Origin of the sequence: Plantactinospora mayteni (genome assembly GCF_016862935.1) — a bacterium.
Classification (GTDB): Bacteria; Actinomycetota; Actinomycetes; order Mycobacteriales; family Micromonosporaceae; genus Plantactinospora; species Plantactinospora mayteni.
Genome location: NZ_BONX01000045.1, coordinates 113,246 through 139,461, shown reverse-complemented (window position 1 = coordinate 139,461; position 26,216 = coordinate 113,246). Strand labels below are relative to the sequence as shown.

The following is a 26,216-nucleotide window of genomic DNA, read 5'->3' as shown; positions in this document are numbered from 1 at the left end:
ATCGATCCGCCCCGTGTGGCCGTCGCACACGGGGTGCGAAGACGTCGACTCGGGAAAGGGGTTGCCCAGGCTCCAGATGTAGTGACCTAGAGCGCCGCGACGATGCGGTCGGCGGTGATCGGCAGGTCGCGTACCCGGACCGAGAGCGCGTCGGCCACGGCGTTGGCGACGGCCGCCGCCGTCGGGCCCTGGGCCGCCTCGCCGGCGCCGACCGACAGCTCCGCCGGCCGATCCACCAGGTGTACGTCGACCTGCGGCACCTCACTGAACCGCAGGATCGGATAGCTCTCCCAGTCCGCGCTGGTGACCCGCCAGCGGTCGAACCGGACCCGTTCCTTCAACGTCCAACTGGTCGCCTGGACGGCACCGCCCTCGATCTGGTTGCGTACCCCGTCGGGGTTGACCACCCGTCCCACGTCGACGACCAGGGTCAGCCGGCGCACCCGTACCTCGTGCACCGCCTCCACCTCGGCGAGCACCGCGCAGTATGCACCCCGGTCCTTGTAGCGGGCGAAGCCGATGCCGTAGCCGACGTTCTCCTCGGTGCCGCGCCGCTGCCAGCCGCCGAGTTCGGCGGCGGTCGAGAGTACCTCCCGGGCCCGTGGGTCGGCGAGCTGGGCCAGCCGGTACGCCACCGGGTCCGCCCCGGCCGCCAGGGCCAGCTCGTCCATGAAGGACTCGATGGCGAAGACGTTGGTGAACGCGCCGAGCGAGCGGAGCGACGAGGAGCGCAGCGCGGTCCGCAGCGCCCGGTGGCCGTGGATCCGGCGCTCCGGGAAGGTGTAGATCGGCCAGGCGTTGCGGGTCGTCCCGCCACCGCCCCGGGCCGGTGGATCGACCGCCGGTGGGGTAGGGCGGGACCGGTTCCGGTGGGTGTCGGCGAGTAGCCCGGGGCTGCCGGCGTAACCGGGCCGGGCGGTGTGCCCCTGGCTCCACACGTCGTACGACCAGGTCAGCACCGTACCGTCGGCGTCGACGCCGGCCTCCACCTCGGCCACCATTGCCGAGCCGAAGGGCGCCCAGGTCAGCTCGTCGCGCCGGCTCCACCGTACGTGCACGGGCCGGCCGGGAACCGCCCGGGCGAGCAGTACGGCGTCGAAGGCGGCATCGTCCGCGCCGTTGTGCCCGTAGCTGCCGGCGCTCTCGACGTGTCGTACGTCGACCCGGTCGGCGTCGAGTTCCAGCCCCATCCCGATCGCCCGGCCCAGCCCGTGGATGCCCTGGCTGTGGCTCCAGACGCTGACCGCCGTACCGTCCTCGGCCCAGCGGGCGGCGCCACAGCTCGGTGCCATCGACGCGTGGGCCAGGAAGGGTCGGCTGTAGGTCGCCCGCAACCGCCGGACGACCCGCCCGGCGGCGCCTGGGTCGGCGTGGCCTGGGTCGGCGTTGCCTGGGTTGGTGGGGGCTGGGTTGGTGGGGGCGGGGCCGGCGTGGCCCGGGTCGGGTACCGGGATCGACTCGGCCGGTCCCGCCCGGAGGAAGCGGGAGATGTCGTGCTCGTCCGGCAGGGTCGGCTCCTCATGCCAGCGCGCTGCGGCGGCCAGTGCCGTGGCGGCCCGCTCGGCGTTCTCCTCGCCCTCGGCGACCACGCCGAGGAAGTCGCCGTCCCGGACCACCGCCCGCACTCCGGGCCGGAGTCGTACGGCGGCGGTGTCGACCTCGACCAGGGTCGCCGCCGGTGACGGCGGCCGGACCACCCGGCCGTAGAGCTGTCCGGGCAGTGCCAGGTCCTGGATGAAGCGCGGCCGGCCGGAGACCTTGTCGGGCAGGTCCAGCCGGGGCACGCTGCGGCCTACCCAGCGCGCCTGGTGCTGGGGCTTCGGCCGGACCGCCCCGGTCGCCTCGCGGTCGAGGTCGACCCGTTCGGCCAGCTCCCCGTACGACGTGCGTCGCGAACCGGCCGCGTCGCTGATCGTCCCGTTGCGTACGGTGACGGTGTCCGGGTCGAGGGCCAGGTTCGCCACCGCCTCGGCGACGAACAGCGCCCGTACCTCGGCACACACCTGGCGGACCGCGGCGCCGGAGTTGGCGACGGAGAGGCTGCCGGCGGTCAGACCCTCGTCCGGCCCCTCGGCGGTGCTGGCCGCCGCCATCCGGACGGCGGCGAGGTCGACGTCGAGTTCGTCGGCCGCGAGCTGGGCGAGCGCGGTGAGGATGCCCTGCCCGAGTTCCACCTTGCCGACCCGGACCGTGACGGTGCCGTCCCGCTCCACCGTTACCCAGCGGGCGAGCCGGGGATTGCCGACCACGCCCCGGGGCAGCGGCGGCGCGACCGGGGCAACCTCCCGACGCTCGACGCTCACCGGTCGACCACCGTTCCGAAGACGTCGACACCGGCCGTGCCGGCGTCGACACCGGCCGTGCCCGCGCCGGTCCCGGTGCCGCCTGCGTCGGTCCTGGTGGCGGTCGCGCCGGTGGCGTCGGCTTTCGCCTGCCCCGCTCGGACCACGGCCCGGACCATCCGCACCTGGGCGCCGCACCGGCACAGGTGCCGGTCGAGCGCGGCGGCGACCGTCGACTCGTCCGGCTCGGGATGCTCGGCGAGCAGCGCCGCCGCGCTGACCAAAATCCCGGAGACGCAGTAGCCGCACTGTGCGGCCTGCTCGTCGAGGAACGCCCGCTGGACCGGATGCGGTACGTCGCCGTCGGCGAGCCCCTCGACCGTGGTGACCGTCCTGCCGGCGGCCGACCAGAGCGGTACGTCGCAGGACGGCGCGGGCCGGCCGTCCAGCAGGACGAAGCAGGCGCCGCAGAGGCCCAGGCCGCAGCCGAACCGGGCACCCTTGAGGTCGAGTACCTCGCGCAGCACGTGCAGCAGGGTACTGTCGGCGTCGGCTTCGACCTGCCGCCGCTCGCCGTTGACGGTCAACTCGAATGTCTGTCCCATGTCCCAGGCTTCCCCGGCCGCGCCCTCGCGACGATGATCCACAATCGGTTGCAGCAGCCTCGCCTACGTCGGGTTCGCCGTCAACTCGCCGGGTCCGAAGTGCGGCCATCGCCGTCGCGGCGGCCCGCCGGGCCGGTCGCGGTGGCGCGCCGGAACCGGTCGCTCCACTCCCGGAGCTGGTCCACCAGCTCGGGTGGGGAGAGCACCTCGAACTCCGCGCCGAGTGAGCCGAGCGCCATGACCGGCCAGTCCAGCGTGTCGGTGGTCATCACCATCCGGCAGCGGTGCTCGTCGACGTACTCGACGGTGGCCCAGCGGGCCAACCGCTCCTCGACGGTGGCCTGCGGTGCCCGCACCAGCACCTCCACCCGGTACGGCGCGGGCAGGTTCTCGATCCCGGCCCGGACGAACGCGGCGGCGTCCTCGGCGGGCAGTTGCCGGGGGTGGAACCGGGCCCCGGTGCCGCGCGGGTCGTGCAGCCGGTCGAGCCGGAAGCTGCGCCAGTCGTGCCGGGTCAGGTCGTAGCCGACCAGATACCACCGCCGGCCGAGCGAGACCAGCCGGTACGGCTCGACGTGCCGCTCGGTCCGCTGCCCGTCCCGGGCGGTGTAGCCGAACCGCAGGCGTTCGGTGTCCCGGCAGGACTGGGCGACGGTGGTGAGGGTTGCCGCCTCGACGGTCGGCCCGCCGCCGTCGCCCCAGAACCCCGGTACGGTCATCGCGCGCAGCGCGTCGACCCGACGCCGCAGCCGGGCCGGCATCACCTGTACGACCTTGGTGAACGCCCGGATCGACGACTCCTGGATGCCGGCGACCGCACCGTGCGCGGCGGCCTGCAACCCGACGGCGAGCGCGACCGCCTCCTCGTCGTCGACCACCAGTGGGGGCAGTGCGGCGCCCGGGGCGAGCTGGTAGCCGCCGTCGACGCCCCGGTGCGCCTCGACCGGGTAGCCCAGTTCGCGCAGCCGGTCGACGTCGCGGCGGAGGGTACGGACCGAGACGTCGAGTCGGTCGGCGAGTTCGGTACCGGGCCAGTAGCGGTGGGTCTGCAACAGCGAGAGCAGGCGGAGGGTTCGGGAGCTGGTGTTCGCCATGCCGACAAGTCTGCCCGACATTCAGGCCAGAAAGTGACCGCTATGCCGCCTAGCGTTCCGGGCATGAGACGACCGACCCTCCGACCGGGGAGCAACGAATGATCGACGCCCGCTCGCTCACCCGGGATTTCGTGGTGAGCCGCAGCCAGACCGTGCACGCCGTCCGGGGCATCAGCCTGCGGATCGAGCCCGGCGAACTGGTCGCGCTACTCGGCCCGAACGGCGCCGGCAAGACGACCACGATGCGGATGCTCACCACCCTGATCGCGCCGACCTCCGGCACCGCCACCGTCGCCGGCCACGACGTCGTACGCGAACCCGGGAAGGTGCGCCGGCACATCGGGTACGTCGGCCAGGGCAACGGGGCCGGGCACACCCAGCGGGCCCGCGACGAACTGCGTACCCAGGGCGCGATCTACGGCCTGGACCGGCGTGCCGCCCGGCGGCGGGCCGACGACCTGCTGGACGGCCTCGACCTCGCCGACCTCGCCGACCGGAAGGTCTCGGCCCTCTCCGGCGGGCAGCGTCGCCGGCTGGACGTGGCGATGGGCCTGGTACACGCGCCGTCCCTGCTCTTCCTCGACGAGCCCTCCACCGGGCTGGACCCGCAGAACCGGGCGAACCTCTGGGAACACATCCTGCGGATGCGCGCCGAGGCCGCGATGACGGTGGTGCTCACCACGCACTACCTGGACGAGGCGGACTCGATGGCCGAACGGGTCGTCATCGTCGACCACGGCGAGATCATCGCCGACGACTCGGCGGCGGCGCTGAAGGCGAAGCTCGCCGGGGACCGGATCGTCGTCACCGTCGCCGGGGACGACGCCCGGCCGCTGGCCCGGCTCGTCGACCGGCTGCCCGGAGCCCGGGACCTGGTCTGCGCCGGGTCCCGGGTCGAGGCGCACGTCGCCGACGGGCCGGCGGCGCTGCCGGAACTGCTCCGGGCCGCGATCGAAGCCGACGTACGGGTCGGTACCGCCCAGGCGCACCAACCCACCCTCGACGACGTGTTCCTCACCCTCACCGGCCGCAGCCTGCGCGAGGCCGAGCAGGAGACTCCGACCGCGCAGGACAGCCCGCAGGATTCGCAGACCCGGAAGGACGTCCCGTGACCACCATCGGTGCCACCGCCCCGTCGCCGACTCCCGTAGCGGCGAGAACCCGGACCGGTCCACTCGGGCTGCTCCGCGACGTCGGCATCGTACTGACCCGCGAGCTGCGCCCGCTGCGGCACGACCCGTTCTCGGTCGTCTTCGGCATGGTGCAGCCGCTGGTCTTCCTCGGCCTCTTCGGCCCGCTGCTGGTCGGCTCGCTCGGCGGCCAGGCCGGTACGGCCTTCGGCGCGGGCGGCGTGTGGCAGTGGTTCGTACCGGCCATCCTGGTGATGACCGCCCTGTTCGGCACCTCGGCAACCGGTGCCAACCTGCTCTTCGAGTTCCAGACCGGTGCACACGAGCGGATGCTGGTCACCCCGCTGTCCCGCCCGTCGCTGCTGGTCGGCCGGGCACTGAAGGAGATGGTGCCGCTGGCCGGGCAGGCGGTGATCATCGTGCTGGTGATGATCCCGTTCGGCTTCCGGCTGTATCCGGTCGGCGCGCTGCTCGGGCTGGCGCTGCTCGCGGTCTTCGGCGTCGGGCTCGGCGCGCTGAGCTATTCGCTCGCGATCGCCGTACGCAAGCAGGACTGGATGTTCTGGGTGGTGCAGCAGACGCTGATCTTCCCGCTGATGCTGCTCTCCGGCATGCTGCTGCCGTTGGAGACCGGCCCGGGGTGGATGCGCGTCGCCTCGCAGGTCAACCCGCTGGCCTATCTGGTCGACGCCGAGCGCGCCCTGTTCGCCGGTGAGATCGGCTCCATGACCGTGCTCTGGGGCTGGGTCGCGGCGCTGGTCACCGCCGCCGTCGGCCTGACCGTCGGGGTACGGGCGATGGCCCGCAGCGCCGACTGAGCAGGTTGGCCCCGGGGCGGGACGGCGGTTGCCCGTCCCGCCCCCGGGTGCGGGCCACCGCGCTTCGGTGTCCGGCGCTCTCCCCCGGCGGGGCGGAAATGCCGCCGCGCTTCGGTGTCCGGCGCTCTCCTGCGTCGGGGTGGAAAATGCCGCCGCGCCCCGTGTCCAGCGGTTCCGTCCGGGTGGGCGGAAAATGTCGCCGCGTCCGTCTATCTTCTCGGGGCATCGAACGAGAGGGGCGGGGGTCGTGGGAACGATCGAGGTCGGGTGGGAGCGGCGTAGCGTCGCCCGGGTGCTGCCGGCGGTGCAGCCCCGCAAGCTGGCGAAGGTGCCCTTCGTCGAGCTGGCGGACGGGCGGTTGCAGGGCGTCGTGTCGAGCGGTTCGGACATCGAACGGGTCTACGTCTCGTCGATCGCCGCCGGCAGCCACGCCTTCAATTGCAGTACCAACAACAACCGTCCATGCGGCGGGTTGCGGGGCGCGCCCTGCAAGCACCTGCACGCCCTGCTGGACGAGGCCACCCTGCAATACGGCGTCGAGCGGGTCGCCCGCTACCTGCGGATCGACGTGGCCGACGGGGCGTCCTCCGGTGCCGACCTGGCGGCCCGGCTCGACGGCGGTCACGAGCCGACGCCGGCGGCCGTGGTCTTCAGCCGCTTCCTGCGGCACCTGGCCTACCTCGAGGTGCCGGGCAGCACCGAGCCACTGCCCGAACTGCACTGGTTTCCGGCGATGGGGACGGTCGACTGATGCTCGCTACCCAACTGGCCGGGCTCGACGCCGTCGAGCCCGGGATCGAGGAGGCGCTCGACCTGGTCGGCGGCTTCGACGACAGTTTCACCCACGGCTTCGCCCGGCTGGGTGAGCAGCCCCGGGCGGCGCTGACCGCGCTGGCCGACGCCCTCGCGGTGACGCCGCTCGGTGACCGGGTGCGGGAGGCCGTGGAGAAGGTGGTCGCGGGCTCGCTCGCCGACGAGCACCTGACCGCGCTGGCCGGCGGGCGTGCCGCACTGCTCGGCGCCGTGCACGACGCGTTGCTCGTCCGACTGGACACCGCGCTCGGCCGGTCCCGTGCGGACTGGGAGGCAGCCGCGCCGACCGATCCGGGGGCGTCGGCGCCGGACAACGTACTGGCCGGGTGCCGGTCGTGGCTGCGCGAGCTGGCCATCGCGGGCTGGCGCGGCGTCGACCACGACCTGGTCGCCGCCTCGGCGCAGACCCTCGACGCGGCGCTGGCCGTGCCGTCGCTCCGCCGGCTGGCGGTCCTGCTCGACGGCTTGGCGGCCGAGCTGCGCGGATGCTGCCCGGTGGCGACGATGGAGCGGCTCCCGGCCCGGCGCTGGGCCGACCTGTGGGCCCGGGGCCTGCTGCTGGCCCAGCCCGGCGGCCGGCCGGACGCGCTGGCCGCCGCCGGCACGGTCTCCGGGCGGCTGTTGCCGCTCGGCGCCGACGTGCACGAGCACGGCACCGCGATCCAGGTGCAGGTGCACGCCATACTCGAACCGGCCGGTGGCGCCCCGCCCCGGCTGGTCCGGACCAGCGTCTCCGCGGCGAAGGTGGAGACCATCGTCGGCCCGGCGGTATGGCGACTGCTCGCCGGCCACCGGGTGCTGCTCGGCGCGCTCGCCCGGCGGCACGCCGTGGAGATCATCGATCTGCCGCTGCTGCCCGGTGGTGACCTGCTCTGGCGGGACGACCAGGCCCGGCCGGCCGAGCCGGCCGACCCGTTCGCCACCGCCCGGCTCCGGCTGCCCGAGGCGGTCGCCCCGGCGGCCCCACCACTGGACCGCCATCCGGTACGCATCGCCGAGCCCGTCCTGATCGAGGACTATTCGGCCGTCACCGACGATCGGGGCGGGCTCACCCTGGAGGTCGGTGGGCAGTCCCTTCCGGTCGACGTGTCCCGGCTGCCGGCCTGCGCGCCGCTGACCCCGGAACTGGTGGCCCGGTCGTCGGCCTGTCTCGGCCTGCTCCGCTGGGACGCCGGCCGCTGGCTGCTGCAACCACTCGCGGTGCGCTACACCGTGAAACGCGCGACGGCGGAGGCGCACACCGGAGACTGGGCGCTCGGCCCCACCGATCCCAAGGTGGTCAAGACGGAGGCGAAGTCCGGCGACGCGGTGGCCGTACTCCGCGAGCGGGCGGGACGGTTGCTGCGGCGATGAACGAGCACAGTGGACGTCCGAGCGTCACGGCGCGGGCTCAGGAGAACCGGCGACAGGTGCTCTACTGGCGCCTGCTGGCCCGGCTCTTCGACGCGGACGAGCAGCCGGCGCTGGAGTCGGCCAGCGTGGCGATCGTCGACGACCTCGGCCTGCCGGCGGCGCTGCTGGATCCGACGGTCTCGGTGGACACCATCGTGCAGCGCTTCCCCGACCTGGCCGACGATCTGCGCGACCTGATGGCACCGCCGCCCGACGAGGCGGCCGACGGCCGTGCCGCCGGGCCGGTGGACGAGCCGGACCCGACAGGATCGGCCGGCGGTGCGGCGGTCCGGCCCGACCAGCCCTCGGCCGACACCACCGAACCCACCCAGGTCGACGAGAGCCCGGACGACGTCGACCAGGGTCCGGGCGAGGTCGACGGAAGTCCGGACGATGTCGACCAGGGTCCGGACGAGCGGGTCGGCGACGCTGAGGTTCGCCGGGCCGCCCTGGTGTCGAAGCTGCTGCTCAACGTCTTCGCGACCGGCTCGGGCAACGTCACCGCCGGCCAGTTGGCCCGCTGGCAGTCCGACGCCGGCTGGTTCGAGCAGGCGCTCGGGCTGGAGCCGGGGCAACTGCGCGGCGGTCGGCCCGGTGCCACCCGCCAGCCGGGCGGCACGCTGCCCGGCACCGGCGAACTGGCCGGGGTACTGGCCGGGTTGGAAGGCGACCTGGTGCGCCGGATGCAGTTGCGCGAGGTACTCGGCAACAGCGCGCTGGCCAGCAAGTTGACCCCGAGCATGTCGCTGATCGAGCAACTGCTGCGGGACAAGCACAACCTGTCGGGCGTGGCGCTGGCCAACGCCAAGGCGCTGATCCGGCGGTTTGTCGACGAGGTCGCCGAGGTGCTGCGTACGCAGGTGGAGAAGACGAGTGTCGGCACCATCGACCGATCGGTGCCGCCGAAGCGGGTGTTCCGCAACCTCGACATCGAACGGACCATCTGGAAGAACCTCACCAACTGGAGCCCGGAGGACCAGCGGCTCTACGTCGACCGGCTCTACTACCGGCAGACCGCGCGGCGGACCACCCCGGCCCGGCTGATCGTGGTGGTGGACCAGTCCGGGTCGATGGTGGACGCGATGGTGAACTGCACCATCCTGGCCTCGATCTTCGCCGGGCTGCCCAAGGTCGACGTGCACCTGGTCGCGTACGACACCCGGGCACTGGACCTGACGCCGTGGGTGCACGACCCGTTCGAGGTGCTGCTGCGTACCCAGTTGGGTGGCGGGACGAACGGGACGGCCGCGCTCACCCTGGTTCGGCCCAAGATCGCCGAGCCGCGCAACACCGTACTCGTCTGGATCTCGGACTACTACGAGTCGGATCCACAGGGTGTCTTCGACGGTCTGGCGGCGGCGCACCGCAGCGGGGTACGGGTGATCCCGGTCGGTTCGGTCAGCAGCGGCGGCCAGCAGAGCGTGAACCCGTGGTTCCGGCAGCGTTTCAAGGATCTCGGTGCGCCGGTCCTCTCCGGCCACATCCGCAAGCTCGTGTTCGAACTCAAGAACTTCCTCAGCTAGGAGACCCACCGAATGACCGACGTGTTGCGTGCCCCCGCCGAGGTGAAGTACGCCGAGGAACTCGACTGGCTGGAGTCGGTCGACGACGGCCCGAAGCCGTTCTCCTGGCGGCTCAGCCCGCGGATGGTCCGGCTCTTCGTGCTCGGCTCCGAGCGGGCCGACGGCCTCGACCGGGAGATCCCGCAGAAGTGGTTCGGCGACCGGAGTTTCGTCGAGCGCAGCATCGTGACCCTGGCGTCGGACCGGGGCCTGCTGCTGATCGGCGACCCCGGTACCGGCAAGAGCTGGCTCGCCGAACTGCTCGCCGCCGCGATCTGCCGCAACTCGACCCTGGTGGTGCAGGGCACCGCCGGCACCACCGAGGACCACATCAAATACTCGTGGAACGTCTCGATGGTGATCGCCAAGGGCCAGTCCCGGCAGTCGATGATCCCGTCGCCGATCATGACCGCGATGGAGCAGGGCGTGGTCGGGCGCTTCGAGGAGCTGACCCGGTCGACCAGCGACGTGCAGGACGCGCTGATCTCCATCCTCTCCGAGAAGTACGTCTCCATTCCGGAGCTGGACGACGACAACATCGTCTTCGCCCAGCCCGGTTTCTCGATCATCGCCACCGCGAACAGCCGGGACCGGGGCGTGAACGACCTCTCCTCGGCACTCAAGCGTCGATTCAACTTCGTCCGCATCCCCGTGGTGACGAACAAGCGCAGCGAGGCCGAGATCGTCCGGTTCCGTACCACCGAACTGCTGCGCCGGCACCGGATCGAGCTGGAGGTGCCGCCGACGCTGCTGGACATCCTGTTGCAGAGCTTCGCCGACCTGCGGGCGGCGGCAGCCGCGGCCGGCAGCGACGACGAGAAGCTGGAGTCGGCGCTCTCCACCGCCGAACAGATCGGGGTACTCGAGGACGCGATCCTGCACAGCCAGTTCTTCGGCGACCGGACCCTGCGGGCCGCGACGCTGGCCGGCTCGCTGGTCGGCTCGCTGGCCCGACGCGCCCCGGAGGACCTGGCGATCCTGAACAAGTACTGGCACGGCGTGGTCGAGCCGCGCAGCAAGGCCGACGGCGGATCCTGGCCGGAGTTCCTGGAGGGCGGTCGTGAGGCGATCGCCACGCTCTCATGAGCACTGAAGTGGACGCGTCCGGGGTCGAGGCCCCGGACCGGTCGGCGGGCATCTCCGCTCCGGGCACCTCCGTCCCGGGCACCTCCGTCCCGGGCACCTCCGTCCCGGGCACCTTCGCTCCGGGCATCTCCGCTCCGGGCATCTCCGCTCCGGGCACCTTCGCCCCGCTGCGTGAGCAGTTGCGGTCGGCGGCGACCACGTTCGCCGGCGGTCCGGACGCGGTGGCCGAGATCCTCACCGGCATCGTCGACGACGTCGACCGGGCGCTGGGGGAGGATCTGGAGATCTTCCCGGTCTGCCACCACTCACCCGCCGCCGCGCTGGCGATGGCCCGCCGGCTGCGGGAGAAGCAGCCTGCGGTGATCTACCTGGAGTTGTGCGAAGACCTGCGACCGCTGCTGGAGGAGCTGCGCAACTGCCGGCTGCCGGTGGCGGTGCAGGCGTTCGCGTCCGAACTGGACGGATTCCCGGCGGCCTGGGCACCGCTCAACATCGTCGCCCCGATCAGCGAGGCGTCGGCGGAATACCAGGCCATCGCGTACGCGCTGGACACCCCTGGCGTCGAACTCGTCCTGGTGGACCGGTCGGCGGACCACGTGTTCCAGTGGACGCCCACCGAGTCGTCCGATCCGGCGGCCGACGCCGGTCCGGAGTCCGCCGACACCGACGCCGCCCCGGACGACCCCGGTGGGCAGCCGGCGGAGGAGGCGGCGCTGCACGGCGAGGCGGTCGGGATCGGCATGGGCGACCTGCGGCCCCGGTTCGCCGAACTCCGGTCCTACCTGCTGCACCACGGCAAGGTGCGGCACTGGTCCGAGTGGTGGGACCAGTACGTGGAGCAGCCGCTCGCCGACGCCGACTACGACACGTACCGGCAGGTGATGGTGCTGATCGGCAGCCTGTTCCGCCGACTGCGCCCACCCGCCGACTCCGGCCGCGACGACCGTGACGAGGACCGCGAGCGCTACATGTGGACCCGGATGCGGCAGCACATGGCGGCGTCCGGCGTCGACCGGTCACGCTGCCTGTACGTCTGCGGCGCCTTCCACGCGGCCAGCCCGGTCGAGGAGTTCGGCACCGCACCCGGCACACCCGACTGGGAGATCAGCCCACGCACCGGCACCCGCTGGCTGTACGGGCTCATCCCGTCCAGCCACTCCGCGATCGAGCGGCAGTTCGACCTGGCTCCCGGCTCGGTGTCGATCGCCCAGGCAGGCTGGGCGAAGGCGGTCGGCCGGGGCGGCGTCACGCCGTACCAGTTGGTGGGGCAGCCGGCGGGGCGGAAGCGGGGCAGGGCGAAGAAGCAGGCGGCGGCACCGGCGGCACCGGCACCGGTCGCCGACCGGCTCTCCGGCTTCCTGTCCCGGCCGCCGGTGCTGGACGAGGTCGACGAGGCGGAACTGCTCGCCTGGTGCGTCGACATCGTGCGGCTGGCCCGCCGCAACGGTTACCTGGCCAGCACCGCCGACGCGATCGCCATCTTCGAGACCTCGATCCTGCTGGCCGGGATCCGCAACCGGGCCCGGCCCACGCCCTACGACTTCTCGGACGCGGCGGTCACCTGTATCGAGAAGGACGTCGTCCCCGGCCGTCGGGACGTACGCCGGCTCTGCGACATCCTGCTCGGCGGCGACCGGATCGGCCAGGTGGGCTACGACGCCCTGCCGCCGCTGGCCCGGGACGTCTTCGACCGGCTCGCCCCGCTGGGACTGGCCCTGGAGGCCCGTACCATCCAGCGGGCCCTGCTGGACCTGACCGCCCACCCGGAGCAGGTGCCCTGCTCGGACCTGCTCTGGGTGCTGCACCGCCTGCTGCCCGACGGAGTCGTCCGGCCGATCATGGGGGAGCGGCGGCTCGGTGAGCGCTCCATCCAGGAGAGCTGGGATCTCGGCCTGGGGCGGCACCAGCGCGCGGTGATCGAGTTGGGTTACGAGGGCATCACCGTCGAGCAGGTGCTGGAGAAGCGGCTGCGTCGCTCGGTCTGGGCGCCGGACGCCACCGCCGCGGGCGCACTGGCGGCGGTGGAGGACGCGATCCTGTTCCTGCCCAGCCGGCGGTTCGTCGACGAACTCGGTGGGCGGGCCGTCGATCTCCTCTCCGCCGAGCGCACCGTGGACGACGCGCCCGAGGTGCTGCGCCGGATCCGCCGGCTGCTGGCGCACTACCGGAACACCGAGCCGGAGTTGCCGGCCTGGTGCCAGTCCTTCGTCACCACCGGGTACGCGCACTACTGCACCCTCTTGCCGACCGCGTTCGTGGACGACGAGACCGGCGTACGCCAGGTCGGGGCGATGCTCGGCTTCCTCTTCTCCATGGAGAGCCTGGCGCTGTCCCTCGGCTGCGACCGTGCCCAACTGGAGTTGGCGGTGCGGCAGTCGCACCCGGAGGCCCCGGCAAAGGTGGCGCTGCTCTGGGCCGCCCAGTCCCAACTGGGGCTGCTCTCGGTGGCGCAACTCCGGTCCCGCTGTGCCGAGCTGTTGACGAATCCGCTGGTCGTGCCGGCATTCCCGCACTATCTGAGCGGCTTCGTACAGGCGCTGGAGCCGGTGCCGTCGCTGGCCCCGTTCGTCGTGGAGGTGATCTCCGAGGCGTTCGCCCGGCTGCCCGATCCGGTGCTGCTGCCCTGGCTGCCCAAGCTGATCACGACGCTGCGGGAGCAGGCGCCGGAACTCGTACCGCTGCTGGTCCGGGAGGCGGGCCGGACGTTCCCGGCCGGTCTCGCCGCGCTCGACGCCTGGGTGCCGCCGTGGTCACCGGACGCCACCGGGCCCGCCTCGGCGGTGCCGGACGCCGGGGCGGGGGGCCTGCCGGTGTCAGCGTCCGGGCCGCTTGTCGGGTTGCTTCGTGACCATCCGGCCACCTGCGACGCCGTGGCCGAGCTGCTCGGCTGCGATACCGGCTGGCAGTCGGCCGGGTCACCTGCGGCCGGGGCGCGGTCGAGCGAGGCGGCGTTGCTGCTGCACACGCATCCGATGACCGCATCCGCCGTCGCCGATCTGCTCGCCGATCTGCTCGCCGAACCGGCCGGCTCCCGGTGAACCGGACAGCCTTGGCACCAGATGGTCGGGCCGGCCCGCCGGAGCCGTCGAGTCAGCCGGCCGCGAGCCGTCGTCGGGGCCGGCCGGTCGACGGCTCGACCGCCACCTGTACCCGCGCTGTAGCTGCTCCTGGAGGTGGCGTCCGTACCCTCGCGCCATGATCAGCATTGCCCGGACCGCACGGGCCGTCGCGGTGGTCTGGCGGGCCGGGCGTGCCAACCTGGCGGCGTACGTGCTGCTCGCGCCGATCGCGGGCGCGCTTCCGGTGCTGGCGGCCTGGCTCACCAAGCTCGTCCTCGACCGGGTCGCGGACGCCTCCGGCGGCGCGATCCTCGGGGTGGCGACCGGGCTGGCGGCGGTCTCCGTCGGCCTCGCCCTGGTGCCGCACCTGACGAACTATCTGCGGGCGGACCTCGGCCGCTCGTCCGCAGTCGTCGCGCTCGACCAGCTTTACGCGGCGACCGACCGCCTCCCCGGCCTGCGCCGGCTGGAGGAGCCGGCGTTCCAGAACACGCTCCGGCTTGCCGAGCAGGCCGGGCGGGACGGGCCCGGCCGCTGCGTCGACGGTCTGGTCGGCCTGGTGCAGGGCGCGGTGCTGCTGACCGGCTTCCTCGGCGCCCTCGTGGTGATCAGCCCGGTGATGGCCGTGCTGGTCGCCGCCGGTGGCATCCCGGCGCTGGTGGCCGAGGTGCGGCTGAGCCGGCGACGGGCGAACCTGCTGTGGGAGATCGGGCCGGGGGAGCGGCGCGAGATGTTCTACGCCAGCCTGCTGACCAGCTTGTCCGCGGCCAAGGAGATCCGTCTGCTGCGGCTGGGCGGGCTGTTCCGCCGCCGGATGCTCGCCGAGTTGGGTACGGCGAGTGCCGCACGCCGGGCCCACGAGCGCCGGGAGGTACGCGTCCAGGCGCTACTCGCGATACTCAGCGCGGCGCTCTCCGGCGGCGGCCTGGTATGGGCCATCGCCACCGCCCGATCCGGCGGGCTCACGGTGGGCGACGTGGCCATCTTCATCGCCGCCGTCGCCGCGGTGCAGAGCAGCCTGGCCACCCTGATCGACCACCTTGCCGGCATCCACCAGGCGATGCTGCTGCTCGGGCACTACGAGCAGATCGTCACCTCCCCACCGGACCTGCCGGAGCCGACCCGCCCACGACCGGTGCCCAAGCTGAAGCGGGGGATCGAGTTCCGCGACGTCTGGTTCCGCTACGGTCCGGAGCACCCGTGGGTGCTGCGCGGCGTGGACCTGTTCATTCCGTCCGGACAGGCGGTGGCCCTGGTCGGCCACAACGGCGCCGGCAAGAGCACCCTGGTCAAGCTGCTCTGCCGGTTCTACGACCCGACCCGGGGCGCGATCCTGTGGGACGGCGTCGACCTCCGCGAGCTGTCCGTGCCCGAGCTGCGGGCCCGGATCGGCGCGGTGTTCCAGGACTACATGACCTACGACCTGACGGCCGAGGAGAACATCTGGCTCGGCGACGTCGACCCGGCCGGCCCGGACCACGTTCGCGCCGAGGACGCCGCCCGGATCGCCGACGCCGCCCGCCGGGCCGGCATCCACGAGACCATCGAGACGCTGCCTCGGGGGTACCAGACGATGCTGTCCCGGGTGTTCGAGCTGGACGGCGATCCGGCGGACGCGGGCGTACTGCTCTCCGGCGGGCAGTGGCAGCGGGTGGCGATCGCCCGTTCTGTGCTGCCTGCGGCCCGGGACCTGCTCATCCTGGACGAGCCGAGTGCCGGCCTGGACGCCGAGGCCGAGCGGGACATCCAGCTCCGGCTGCGCCACTACCGGGCCAGCCGGACCAGTGTGCTGATCTCGCACCGGCTGGGTACGCTGCGGGACGCCGACCTGATCGTGGCGCTCTCCGGCGGGCGGGTTATCGAGGCGGGCCGACACGACGAACTGCTGGCGGCCGACGGCGTGTACGCCTCGCTGTTCCGGATGCAGGCCGAGGGTTATGCCCCGGCCGAGGCGGGAGCGACACCGATCGGTTGATCCGCGCCGGCGAGGAACGTCTCGAGTACGCCGTCCCGCTGGCCGGGCAGGTCGGCGAAGATCTGGTCGGCTCGCCGCGCGTACCCGTCGGCCGCCGCGCGCTCGCCCCGACGCTCGCGTACCCGGCCGAGCTGGCGGAGCGCCGCCGCCTCGCCGTACCGGTGGCCGGCCGCCCGGGCCAGGGTCAGCGCCTCCGCGCCGTCCTGCTGGGCCAGCGCCACGTCGCCGATCCGGAGGTGCACCTCCGAGCGGCTGAGCAGCGCCTCCCACTCGTCCTCCTGGTTGCCGGTCCGCCGGCACAGCCGCAGCCCGGCGGTGAGTGCCGTCAGCGCGTCCAGGTGCCGCCCGAGTTGGCTCTGCGTCCGGCCGAGCGCGACCAGTGTGATCGCCTCGCCGACGGCGTCGTCGTGGTCGCGCCGCATCGCCAGGCAGCGGGTGAGGTGTTCGCCCGCGGCCGTGAAGTTGCCCAACTCGAACTCGATCTCGGCCAGATTGTGCAGTGCCATCGCCAGCCACACCGGCTTCGCGTCGGCGAGGAGTTCGACCGCCGCGCGGACGAGTCCCGCCGCCCGACGAGGGGACCCCGTACGGTGGTGGAACCAGCCGAGGTTCTGAAGTGCCCGCCCCTCACCCTCGCGATCACCCAGCCGGCGCCACAGCCCCAGCGCCGCCTTCAACGCGCCGCATGCCGCCTCCGGCGATCCGGTACGCCAGTGCAACGTCGCCCGCAACGGCAGCACCGTGGCCTGGGCGGCATCGTCCTCGGTGAGCGTCGCCGCCTGCTCGCAGACGGCGATCAGGGCATCGGCCTCCGCCCAACGGTTGCGCTTCTGCAACCACACGGCCACCGACGGAATCGCCTCCACGCAGAGCCGGCTGAGCTGCGGTGCCGCGTCGCACGCCTGCCGTGCCGCCGCGATGATCCCGGCCAGGTCGCCGTCGACCCAGCGTACGGCGTCGTCGAGTGTGCCCAGCTCGACGACGGTGGGCCCGGTGGCGAGTTCGACCACCCGCTGCGGGCGCAACAGTTGGCCGGCGCGCAGCACCGTGGTCAGATACGCGGTGAGCCCGCGACGTACCGCGTGCTGGCTCTCGGCAGCCGGATCCGCCTCTTCGGCCAGCTCCGCGCCGTAGAGCCGGAGCAGATCGTGGAAGCGGAACCGGGCCGGCCCGATCGCGTCCAGCAGGTGCGTCTCGGTGAGCCGGTCCAGCAGCGTCAGGGCGCGCCGTTGCGGGACACCGATCGTGACCGCGGCGAGCGGCAACGGCATCTCCGGTACCCGCAGCAGCGACAGCGACCGAAAGGCGGCTGCCGCCGTACGGTCGTCCGGATCGGCGCTGTCGAGCAGTTGGCGGTAGGTGTTCCAGAAGCTGGACCGGATGGCGAGGTCGTCCGCGCGTAGTTCGTCGAGGCGCTCCCGCTCGTTGTCCAGCCGGCCGGCGAGTATCGCGACGGACCAGTCGGGGCGGGCCGCGAGCCGGGCTCCGGCGATGCGCAGCGCCAGCGGGTGCCCGTCGCAGAGCGTCACCAGATGGTCCGTCGCGTCGGTGTCGACCGCGACCCGGCCGTCGCCGCAGAGGGTGTCGAGGAGCTGGCGCGCTTCGGCGTCGCTGAGCCGGTCCAGCCGGAGCCGGAGCGCGTCGAGGGTGCCTACCGGCCGGCGGCTGGTGACGAGGACCGCACAGTCCCGGCCCGCCGGGAGCAGGGACCTGATCTGCGGCGCCCCGGTCGCGCCGTCCAGGACGATGAGCAGCCGCCGGGCGGCGGTCTCCGACCGGAACCGCGCCGCCGCCTCGCCCAGTTCGAGCGGCACGTCCCTGGCCGGCACGCCGAGTGCGCGCAGCAACTGACCAAGCGCCGAGAGTGGGTCGAGACCAGGCATCCCGGGAGCCCCACCCTGTAGGTCGAGGTAGAGCTGTCCGTCGGGGTAGTGGCTCACGAGCCGGTGCGCGGCGCGTACCGCCAGGGTGGTCTTGCCCATCCCGCCCGGGCCGTGCAACACGACCACCGACGGACCGCTCCGTGGCCCGTTCGCGGCGGTGCAGGCCCGCTCGATGGTACGCAGCTCGTCGACCCGGCCGACGAACGCCGCTGGGTTCGGCGGCAACTGCCGGGGCGGTTCGGCCGGGCCGGTTCGGTCGTCGGGCCGCCTGGCGACCGGTGCCGGATCGACGGACTCCCCGGCGGTGTCGGGTGTGGACAGTTCGGGAGCCCGGCGCAGGATGGCCTGGTGCAGCCGGGACAGTTCCGTTCCGGGTTCGAGGCCGAGCTGGTCGGCGAAGACCGCGCGGGTCTCCGCGTACGCCGAGAGGGCCGCCGGTGCGTCGCCGGACCGGTACAGCGCCAGCATGAGCTGGTGACGCAGCCGCTCACGGTACGGGTGAGCGGTGATCAACAGCCGCAGCTCGCCGGTCACCGAGGCGTGCTCGCCGCGCGCGAGGCGTACCTGGATCATGTCCTCGACCAGCGCCAGGTGCTGCTCCTCCAGCAGGGTGATCCGGGCGGCCAGTTCCGGTCCCGGGCGTACGTCTTCGGCCGGTCGGCCCTGCCACAGGTCCAGGGCTGCCCGGAACCGCGCGGTGGCGGTGGCGTGGTCACCGCAGGCGAGAGCCGCGCGGCCCAGCTCGACCGCGGTCTGGTAGCGGTGCAGGTCAAGCTCGTCCGGGTCGACCCGCAACTGGTATCCGGCGGCGCTGGCGGCCAACCGGTCGCCGCCGTCGGGTCCGCCGCCCAGCTCGCTCAGCAACCGGCGCAGCCCGCTGGCGTAGGTGCGCAGGTTCGCCACCGCCGAGCGTGGCGGCTGGTCCCACAGCTCGCCGACGAGGCGGTCCAGCGACACCCGCTCGTTGGCCGACAGCAACAGGATGGCCAGCATCGCCCGCTGCTTCTGCGGGCCGACCGGCACAGGCCGGGCAGCGGTGATCCGGAGCGGGCCGAGTAGCTGGAATCGCAGGCTCAAGGCACCTCAAGCGGTTGTATCGATCTTGTAGGTCGACGTGTAGCACGTCCGGCTACCGTCCGCGATCAGTCTAGATCCAGATTGGAGGTACGCGATATGACCCGTCACGTCGGCGCACTCGCGGACCGGTTCTTGGCACTGATGCTGCCCAAGACCACTGCCTCGGCAGTCTGCCAGCCGCCCTGCACCAACACCCCGATGTGCTGCCGGTTCACCAACACCCGATTCAAGTACCGCGTCTGTAACAGCTCGTGCGAGTGCTGGTGGAGTACGGACTGCTGAGTAACGCCCGTGGAAGCGTCGCGGCCGGGCACCACCCAGCCGCGACGCGCTCGTGCCCATTCCCGTCAGGAGCGAACCCATGCCCGTCGTCGTCGCCGTACTCGTCGTCCTCACCATTCTCACGCTGCTGAACCTGCTGCTCACCTTCGGCGTCATCAGGAAGCTGCGTGAGCACACCCAGGAGTTGGCCGCCGCCCGCCCGGTGGTGACCCTCCCGGTCGGCGCGCAGGTGCCGGACTTCACCGCGTCGACCGCCGGCGGGGACGTGGTGTCCATCGCCTCGCTGCGCGCGTCGGGCGGTCTGGTGGCGTTCCTCGCCCCCGACTGTTCGGGGTGCAAGGAGCAACTGCCCTCGGTGCGGGCGGCGCTCGCGGAAGCGCTCGACACCCCGATGGCGGTCCTCGTCGTGCTCACCAGGCTGCGCCCGGAGCCGGACCGGGACCGTGCGGACCGCGAGCGCGCCGAGCTGGTGGCGGCGTTGGGCGTGCACGACACTCGGGCGGCCATCGTCCACGAGCCGCTCGACGGGGCGCTCCAGTCGGCCTTCCAGGTCGCCGCGTTCCCCGCGTTCTATCTGGTCGACACCGACGACCGGGTGGCCGGGGTCAGCAACAACGCCAGCCAGCTACCCAGCCTGTTCCCGGGGCGCGACGTCGTGCCCGCCGGGCGATGACCCCAGGGCGGCCCGCAGCCGTCGGATGACCACGCCCCGCACCAGCTCCGGCGGGAGCGCGCCGAATGCCCGTGAGTCGAGGCTGTGCCGGGGCGCGTCACCGAGGACGTAGACCTGTCCGGCCGGCAGCGCCGCCACCCGCTTGACCATCAACTGCGTGGCGGCGTCGGCGTCGCCCGCGGTGATCCTGATGCCGGGGGGCGGCAGGCAGACGACGACGGCGCCGACCCGCAGCCGGCGCCGGAATCCCCGCCGGAGTACGAGGAGTTGGTCGCCGTCCTGGTATGTCGGGGTCATGCTGTCGCCGTTGACCCCGACGACCTGGAGCAGGGCGCGGGCAGCCAACACGGCTACCCCGAGCGCCACGAACGAGCCGGCGATGATCAGCAGAGTGGGTGCGTGCACCGCGCCACGGTAGCGGAGCAGAAGACAGGCCGGCTTCAGCGGCGAGCAATGTCAGGAGGCGGGAGAAGATGTCGTACGTGGTGGAGTTCAGCCGGTGCCTGCTCGCGCTGGTTTTCCTGGCGTCGGCCGTCAGCAAGCTACGCGGGCGGCCCGCGTTCCGGGCGTTCGTCGACTCGCTGCGGACCATGGACCTGCTGCCGGCATCGGTGGTCGTCCCGCTGGCGGGGGCGGTGGTGGCGGCCGAGGCGGCGGTGCCCCTGCTGTTGGTACCGCTGCCCGTCGGCGCGGTGACGACTGTCGGGTTCGCGCTGGCGGCGTCCCTGTTGGCGGGGTTCACGGTGGCGGTCGCGGTGGTGCTCAGCCGTGGTACGCAGGCGTCCTGCCGGTGCTTCGGGGAAGCCGCGGCAGCCCCGTTCGGCCGGCGGCATCTCGCCCGCAACCTTGTGCTGACCGTGGTCGCCGGGATCGGCGCGTACGCCTCGCTCGGGGATGCCGGGATGACGGTCCAGACCGCGGTGCTCTCCGTACCGCTGGCCGTGGTGGGCGCGCTCGTCGTCGTCCGGCTCGACGACATCGCCGCCCTGTTCCTGCCCGTCAGCCCGCCAGCCGGGGCGGCCCGTCGGGGTACCGCCCGCCGGGGCGGCCGGTCGGGTGGCTGACCACACCGGCGCCGACCTGGGAACTGAATGTGCCGCGACAACAGCATCGGCGTCAACGACCCTGCCGGCAGCCGGGGTGGTCAGCACGGTCAATCCGGGCGCGGGGACGGCGCCCGGCCCTACTGGTCTGAGCCGGCGGGCCGGGACCACTTCGCCGTAGCCCCGGCCCGCGCCCTGCCGTCATACCGTTCGAGGACGTCGATGTCCCCCGGATCCGTCGAGGCGGCCCCGGCCGCGCCCGCCGATCCCCGGCCTAGCAGCCGATCCCCGGCCTAGCAGCCGATCCCCGGCCTAGCAGCCGATCCCCGGCTTAGCAGCCGATCCAGCGCACCGCCCGCACCCCGCCGGGAAGCCGGTTGTTGTGGAAGCCGGCCACCGTCTGGTCGTCGGCGAGGGAGCGGCCGGCGACCGGCTGGCTGGGGTCGGGCGACGGGAGCGTCACAACGGTGTTGCCGCGCTGCAACTGGTCTCCGGCCAGTACGGTGCCGTGGGCGTTGACATCGGTGGGGTTGATGTCGAGCCGCGAGTCGAGCACGGTGGGCTGACCGGTTCGCAGGTCCCACCGCAGCCCGACGAGCGCGCCGGCCTGCCGGCCCTGGCCAACCGCCCAGTGCCCGTTCGCGGCCAGAACGTACCCGTCCGCGTCGCCATCCGGACCGACCAGCGGACGTACGACGCCGGAAGGCGTCCGCATCCATGCGGTCGACTCGGCCTCGCCGGTGCGCCCGACGATGGTGCCGTCGTCGGTGAGGCCGCTGATCGTCGACCCCACCGGAGTGTTGACCACCTGGACCGTGCTCGTACGGGCCGCCCGCCACAGCAGCCCGTACGATTCACCGTTCGAGGTCCAGCCCATTCCCGCGATGTCGCCGCGCGAGTTGATCGCCACGACCGTGGTCCAGTCAGCCGGGTCGATCACCGGCAGCAGGGTCGCCACCCCGTTGCGGTACGTCCACGGCGGCGACGTGGGGAACCCCGAACCGTTGCCGACGACGACGCCGTCGCGGTTCACGTCGACCGGCTGCCCGCCCGGTGCCGGCGGGTCGAAGCTGGTCAGCCGGCCGCGGTCCCACAGCAGGACCGGATATGTGTCGGTCTCCTCGCGTACGATCGCCGAGCCGAGAATGAACCGGCCGGACGAGTCGATCGCCGCGACCTCGCTGCGGTAGGTGTTCGCCGGCACCGGCAGCGTCTGCATCGTGCAGGTGGTGCCACCGGCAGCGGGTGCGACCGCGGCAGACGCCGCGACAGAGGATCCGGACGTCAGCGCGACGCCTGCGGCCGTGACCGCGACTCCCCGCAGCACCGTCCGTCGTGAAATCTTGAGCATGTGTTCCTCCCCGAAATTTGGTCCAACGTAGGACACACACGCCAGACGCCTTGCCCGTTTCAGTCAGGAACACGACACAATGGACCGTGACCTGAACGGGACGGGACATGTGCTATCGCTTGACTCTGCTTCGTCCCGCCAATTCCACCGGCTCACCGCCGAGCAGCAGGCCCTGAACGGTCAGGAACTCCGCACCTGCCAGCCCCACCGAGGCGCGGCCGGTAACGCCCTGTTCGAGCAGGGCACGAGCCACCGTGGCCGCTCCCCGATGTTGCGGTGGCCGCCAGCCCTGGCCGCGTACCGTCCAGATGCCCGACCTGCCGAACACCCCCTTCTCCAGCGACCGCAGCCAGTTGGGCAGGTCTGCTGGCGCGCAGGGGGTGTAGAGCTGGGGGCACAGCAGCAGCGTGATCCTCTCCCGCAGTGAGTGGGCCGGGTGGTCGGCTTCGATGAGCAACTCCTCCGCCGTGACCTGCAAGGACGGGTCGGCGCCCGGCGTTCTGGTCACGGTGAGGCGGGCGTCGGGCGGCAAACGCACGTCGTCGGGTATCGGTAGCGGCTCGGCCCACCGGATCGCCCACCGGCGGCCGAGTTCGACCATCAACGTCTCGTACAGGTGGGCGAGGCTGCCGAGCGAGTCGAGCGGGAGCGGCGTCGGTCCCCGTGGACCGAACAGCCGCGAAAGGTCGCCCACAAGCCGTACGGTCTCCCCGCGGAGGGACAGCGTCTCGTGCCCCCACCCGGTGACCCACAGCCAGTACGTGTCCGAGCTGACCCTTTTCTTGATCTCGACCGGCTGGGAGTACCGCGCACGCGCGCTGTCGACGTCGTAATCGGGCGGCGCCGTGCCGAGCATCCCGGCGAGCGTGCCGAGCAACCGGCGAAGATCCCGGCCGTCCCGCAGCGTTGCGGGAAGCGGCCAGTTCGACATCCGAGTACCGGGCATGGTCACCTTGATCCAGTCCGTCTTGGAGCGGTCATGCGGGCGTGCCCACAGCCACCACCAATCCGGGGAGTCGACCGTGAAGCCCACCTCCCGCACGTTGTCCTCGCCGAGACCGGACACCAGGGCGTCGACCGTGCGCGGATAGGTGCGGCTGATCTCCTGGTCGTAGGGGCGGCCGTTCGGCGCTCCGTCATAGCGCGGTGTCTTCTTTCCACCACGCTGCACCGTGAATCCTTCGGGTGATACGGCGAAGCGGTCGAAGATCTCGGCCAGCCAGTCCCCAAGGTCTCCGGACCCGGCCCGCCAGCTCAACCGGTCCACTCGGGCAGCCCACCTCTCCACGATTCCCGTACGTCCGCACCGTCGGAGCAGCCCGCGACCCCGAGGGTGGCAAGCGCTCGCCCCGCCGGTCCGGGGCGTCGTGGGCCGGGCGATCAGAGGGTACTGGCCGAAGCCTTGACTCGCGCGACGAAGGCCGACCAGGCGTACGGAGGGAAGTGCGAGAGGAGGTCGATCCGCAGGAGTAGGGCGCTGGTCGCCAGGTCAGTCGGGGTCCGATGCCCGACCTCCGGCGGCCACGCCCCCGCTCCGACCTCGACAAGGGAGCGATCCCCGTGACATCGTCGGTGCTCGCCACCATCCGGGCTCCGGGAGAGAAGACGGAGAGACCGATGTCTGTGCTCAGGTTCCTCACTCGCCGTCGGCGTACCGCTGACGCCACCGTCCCCCGTTCCGCTGACGCCACCGTCCACCCCGGCCGGCTCAGCCGACGGAGCCGTTCCGTCCTGCGCGTCGAGCCTGGCAGCGGGTCCGCACCGTCCCGCATCCACCGGGGCTTCACCGGTGGGCTCGGGATTGCCCTGACCGTCGTACTCGTTGTCGGTGCGGCGACGCCGGCCGCCGCCTGGACCGGTAGCGCCGGGCAGCGGCTCGACATCGAGATCCTGTCCAGCCGGCCGGACCAGGTCAGCGGTGGCGACGCGCTGGTCCGGGTCACCTTCGACGGCCGGATCGACCCGCGTTCGGTCCGGGTCACCCGCAACGGTACCGACGTCACCCGCACGCTCCAGGTCGACGGCCGGTCGCTGCGCGGCGTGGTCGACGGGCTCCGGGACGGCGCCAACCTGCTCCGGGCGAGCGCCCGGTCGGCCCGGACCGCGACGCTGGCCGTACGCAACCATCCCGCCGCCGGGCCGATCTTCTCCGGGCCGCGGCAGTACCCCTTCCTCTGCCGCACCGAGCAGAACGGGCTCGGCCAGCCACTGGTGGACAACCAGGACGGGCAGGGCATGCGGGTACGCGGCCCGGAGGGCGAAGTCGTCGGCTGGAGCCGGGACTGTGCCGCCCCGACCGTCACGGACCGGCTCTACCGGGCAACCGACGGCACGTTCAAGTCGATGCCGGCGGACGGCACCCGCCCGGCCGACCTGACCACCACCCGCAACCTGGACGGCCGGACCGTCGACTACGTCGTACGCCGGGAGCGCGGCACCATCAACCGGTTCGTCTACTCCATCGCGGTCCTGGAGGCGGGCTGGAACCGGCGGGTCATCTACCGCTTCGACGGCGGAGTGGCGATCGGCCACGACCAGGGCCGGCTTCCGGGTGGGCATCTCTACCACGAGGGACTCTCGCTCGGCTACGCCGTTCTCTACTCCACCGGCACCCGCACCGCCACCCACTACAACCTGGTACTCGGCGGCGAGACCGCGCTGATGCTGAAGGAACACTTCGTCGAGGAGTACGGCGTCCCGCTCTACACGGTCGGGGTCGGCGGCTCCGGCGGCGGCCTCCAGCAGTACGTCTACGGCCAGAACTACGCCAACCGGCTCATCGACGCGGCGATACCGCAGTACTCGTATCCGGACATGGCCACCCAGACGATCCACGTCGGCGACTGTGAGCTGCTCGAGTACTACATGGACGTCACCGATCGGGCGAACCCGAAGTGGCGGGACTGGGAGAACCGGACCTGGCTGATCGGCATGAACGCCAGCGCGACGGTGTCGAACCCGTACCTCGGCGGTGCGCCCGGGTCCACCGAGTGCGTCGAGGGCTGGCGTGGGCTGACCCCGCTGGCACTCAACCCGCACTGGTCGCCCGGTGACCCGCTTTGGGCCCAGATGGACCCGCCCGGGGTCGCCGAGACGGTGCAGTGGTCGCACTGGGGCGACCTGGTCACCATCTACGGCACCGGCCCGGACGGGTACGCCCGGTCCACCTGGGACAACGTCGGCGTCCAGTACGGGCTGTCGGCGCTGACCTCGGGCCGGATCACCCCGGCCGAGTTCCTCGACCTGAACGCCCGGGTCGGCTCCTGGAAACCGCAGCCGGAGATGGTGCAGGAGGGCTGCCCGTTCATTCCGGCAGCCTGTGCCGACCCGGCCCAGTTCGACCCCTGGTCGTCCCGGAACATGCGACTGTCACCGGACGGCGGCCGGACACCGGCACCGCGTACCACGGGGGACCGGCAGGCGATCCGGGCCGCGTACGAGTCGGGGATCGTCTTCACCGGCGACATCGACATCCCGGTCATCGACTGGCGGCACTACCTCGAAGAGCAACTGGACATGCACAACTCGCACCAGTCCTTCGCGTCCCGGCAGCGGATGCGGGACCACGACCGGGACGCCGGCAACCAGGTCATCTGGTTCACCGACGCCCGGCCGGTCGAGGCGTTCGACCAGACTCCGGAGGCGCTGGCGGTGATCGACGACTGGATGGCGAACCTGCGTGGCCGGCCGTGGCGGGGCGTGCAGGGCAACAAGCCGGCCCTTGCCGTGGACCGTTGTTTCAGTACCGCCGGTACGGAGATCGCCCGGGGCGACCACGTCTGGGACGGCATCCTCGACAACCGGCCGGTCGGCGCCTGCACCCGGCAGTTCCCGCTCTACGGAACGTCCCGGACCGTCGCCGGTGGTCCGATCGAGGGCGGCGTCTACGCCTGCGACCGGCAGCCGGTCCGGGTGGCGGTCGCCCGGGGACTCTACGGGTCGTGGCGCCCGACCGACGCCGAGCGGCGGCGCCTCGAACAGATCTTCCCGACCGGGGTCTGCGACTACCGCTGACCTACCCACGACGGCTCCACCGTCCGTTTGACTTCTCCTCCACCCCCTGCAAGGACCCCGACCACAGCCGGGCGCCG

The 26,216-nt window shown here is 72.5% G+C and carries 18 protein-coding genes; 11 read left to right on the top strand and 7 right to left on the bottom strand.

Features of this window, described 5'->3' with window-relative positions; genetic code table 11:
- Positions 1–86: 86 nt before the first annotated feature.
- The 3 genes from Pma05_RS30310 to Pma05_RS30300 all read right to left on the bottom strand — a co-directional run bounded on the left by Pma05_RS30310 (position 87) and on the right by Pma05_RS30300 (position 3,981).
- Entirely contained in the window at positions 87–2,303 is a 2,217-nt protein-coding gene (locus Pma05_RS30310) for a xanthine dehydrogenase family protein molybdopterin-binding subunit (RefSeq protein WP_239313385.1), read from the bottom strand.
- A complete protein-coding gene (locus Pma05_RS30305; protein WP_203860900.1) occupies positions 2,300–2,887 on the bottom strand; it encodes a (2Fe-2S)-binding protein in 588 nt (195 codons plus the stop codon). The genes Pma05_RS30310 and Pma05_RS30305 overlap by 4 nt, the downstream gene beginning before the upstream one ends.
- Positions 2,888–2,967: 80 nt before the next feature.
- Positions 2,968–3,981 carry a helix-turn-helix transcriptional regulator gene (locus tag Pma05_RS30300; protein WP_203860899.1) on the bottom strand — a complete coding sequence of 338 codons (1,014 nt, stop codon included), beginning with the start codon at positions 3,979–3,981 and terminating at the stop codon, positions 2,968–2,970.
- Positions 3,982–4,079: 98 nt separating this feature from the next.
- Between Pma05_RS30300 and Pma05_RS30295 the strand changes: the two genes are divergently transcribed.
- The 8 genes from Pma05_RS30295 (at position 4,080) to Pma05_RS30260 (ending at position 15,816) form a co-directional block, all read left to right on the top strand.
- On the top strand, positions 4,080–5,093 hold the full coding sequence (locus tag Pma05_RS30295; protein ID WP_203860898.1) for an ATP-binding cassette domain-containing protein: 1,014 nt from the start codon (positions 4,080–4,082) through the stop codon (positions 5,091–5,093).
- On the top strand, positions 5,090–5,929 hold the full coding sequence (locus tag Pma05_RS30290) for an ABC transporter permease (RefSeq protein ID WP_239313382.1): 840 nt from the start codon (positions 5,090–5,092) through the stop codon (positions 5,927–5,929). The genes Pma05_RS30295 and Pma05_RS30290 overlap by 4 nt, the downstream gene beginning before the upstream one ends.
- A 247-nt stretch (positions 5,930–6,176) precedes the next feature.
- Complete coding sequence (locus tag Pma05_RS30285) at positions 6,177–6,680, top strand: hypothetical protein (RefSeq protein ID WP_239313379.1); 504 nt, start codon at positions 6,177–6,179, stop codon at positions 6,678–6,680.
- Positions 6,680–8,095: a hypothetical protein gene (locus Pma05_RS30280; protein WP_203860897.1), complete on the top strand. Its 1,416-nt coding sequence runs from the start codon at positions 6,680–6,682 to the stop codon at positions 8,093–8,095. The genes Pma05_RS30285 and Pma05_RS30280 overlap by 1 nt, the downstream gene beginning before the upstream one ends.
- Positions 8,092–9,657: a VWA domain-containing protein gene (locus tag Pma05_RS30275; protein ID WP_203860896.1), complete on the top strand. Its 1,566-nt coding sequence runs from the start codon at positions 8,092–8,094 to the stop codon at positions 9,655–9,657. The genes Pma05_RS30280 and Pma05_RS30275 overlap by 4 nt, the downstream gene beginning before the upstream one ends.
- 12 nt (positions 9,658–9,669) lie before the next feature.
- Positions 9,670–10,782 (top strand): ATP-binding protein, encoded by a 1,113-nt coding sequence (locus Pma05_RS30270; protein ID WP_203860895.1) that lies wholly within the window; start codon positions 9,670–9,672, stop codon positions 10,780–10,782.
- 125 nt (positions 10,783–10,907) lie between these two features.
- Positions 10,908–13,820, top strand: a complete 2,913-nt coding sequence (locus Pma05_RS30265; RefSeq protein ID WP_203860979.1) for a DUF5682 family protein — start codon at positions 10,908–10,910, stop codon at positions 13,818–13,820.
- Positions 13,821–13,977: 157 nt separating this feature from the next.
- Complete coding sequence (locus Pma05_RS30260) at positions 13,978–15,816, top strand: ABC transporter ATP-binding protein (protein WP_203860894.1); 1,839 nt, start codon at positions 13,978–13,980, stop codon at positions 15,814–15,816.
- Here Pma05_RS30260 and Pma05_RS43600 read toward each other — a convergent pair.
- Complete coding sequence (locus Pma05_RS43600; RefSeq protein WP_203860893.1) at positions 15,777–18,776, bottom strand: AfsR/SARP family transcriptional regulator; 3,000 nt, start codon at positions 18,774–18,776, stop codon at positions 15,777–15,779. The genes Pma05_RS30260 and Pma05_RS43600 overlap by 40 nt on opposite strands.
- A 361-nt stretch (positions 18,777–19,137) precedes the next feature.
- Between Pma05_RS43600 and Pma05_RS30250 the strand changes: the two genes are divergently transcribed.
- Positions 19,138–19,731 (top strand): peroxiredoxin family protein, encoded by a 594-nt coding sequence (locus Pma05_RS30250; protein ID WP_203860892.1) that lies wholly within the window; start codon positions 19,138–19,140, stop codon positions 19,729–19,731.
- Here Pma05_RS30250 and Pma05_RS30245 read toward each other — a convergent pair.
- The gene (locus Pma05_RS30245; protein ID WP_239313376.1) at positions 19,684–20,136 is read right to left on the bottom strand and encodes a S26 family signal peptidase; all 453 of its coding nucleotides are present in this window, start codon (positions 20,134–20,136) and stop codon (positions 19,684–19,686) included. The genes Pma05_RS30250 and Pma05_RS30245 overlap by 48 nt on opposite strands.
- Positions 20,137–20,204: 68 nt before the next feature.
- Here Pma05_RS30245 and Pma05_RS30240 point away from each other — a divergent pair, with 68 nt between their 5' ends.
- A complete protein-coding gene (locus tag Pma05_RS30240; protein WP_203860891.1) occupies positions 20,205–20,795 on the top strand; it encodes a MauE/DoxX family redox-associated membrane protein in 591 nt (196 codons plus the stop codon).
- Between the two features lie 310 nt (positions 20,796–21,105).
- On the opposite strand, the gene Pma05_RS30235 is transcribed toward Pma05_RS30240, so the two are convergent.
- Together Pma05_RS30235 and Pma05_RS30230 are read right to left on the bottom strand one after the other, a co-directional pair.
- Positions 21,106–22,125, bottom strand: a complete 1,020-nt coding sequence (locus Pma05_RS30235; protein WP_203860890.1) for a hypothetical protein — start codon at positions 22,123–22,125, stop codon at positions 21,106–21,108.
- Between the two features lie 112 nt (positions 22,126–22,237).
- A complete protein-coding gene (locus Pma05_RS30230; RefSeq protein ID WP_203860889.1) occupies positions 22,238–23,392 on the bottom strand; it encodes a hypothetical protein in 1,155 nt (384 codons plus the stop codon).
- 350 nt (positions 23,393–23,742) lie between these two features.
- On the opposite strand from Pma05_RS30230, the gene Pma05_RS30225 reads away from it, so the two are divergent.
- On the top strand, positions 23,743–26,139 hold the full coding sequence (locus tag Pma05_RS30225) for a DUF6351 family protein (protein WP_203860888.1): 2,397 nt from the start codon (positions 23,743–23,745) through the stop codon (positions 26,137–26,139).
- Positions 26,140–26,216: the final 77 nt, after the last annotated feature.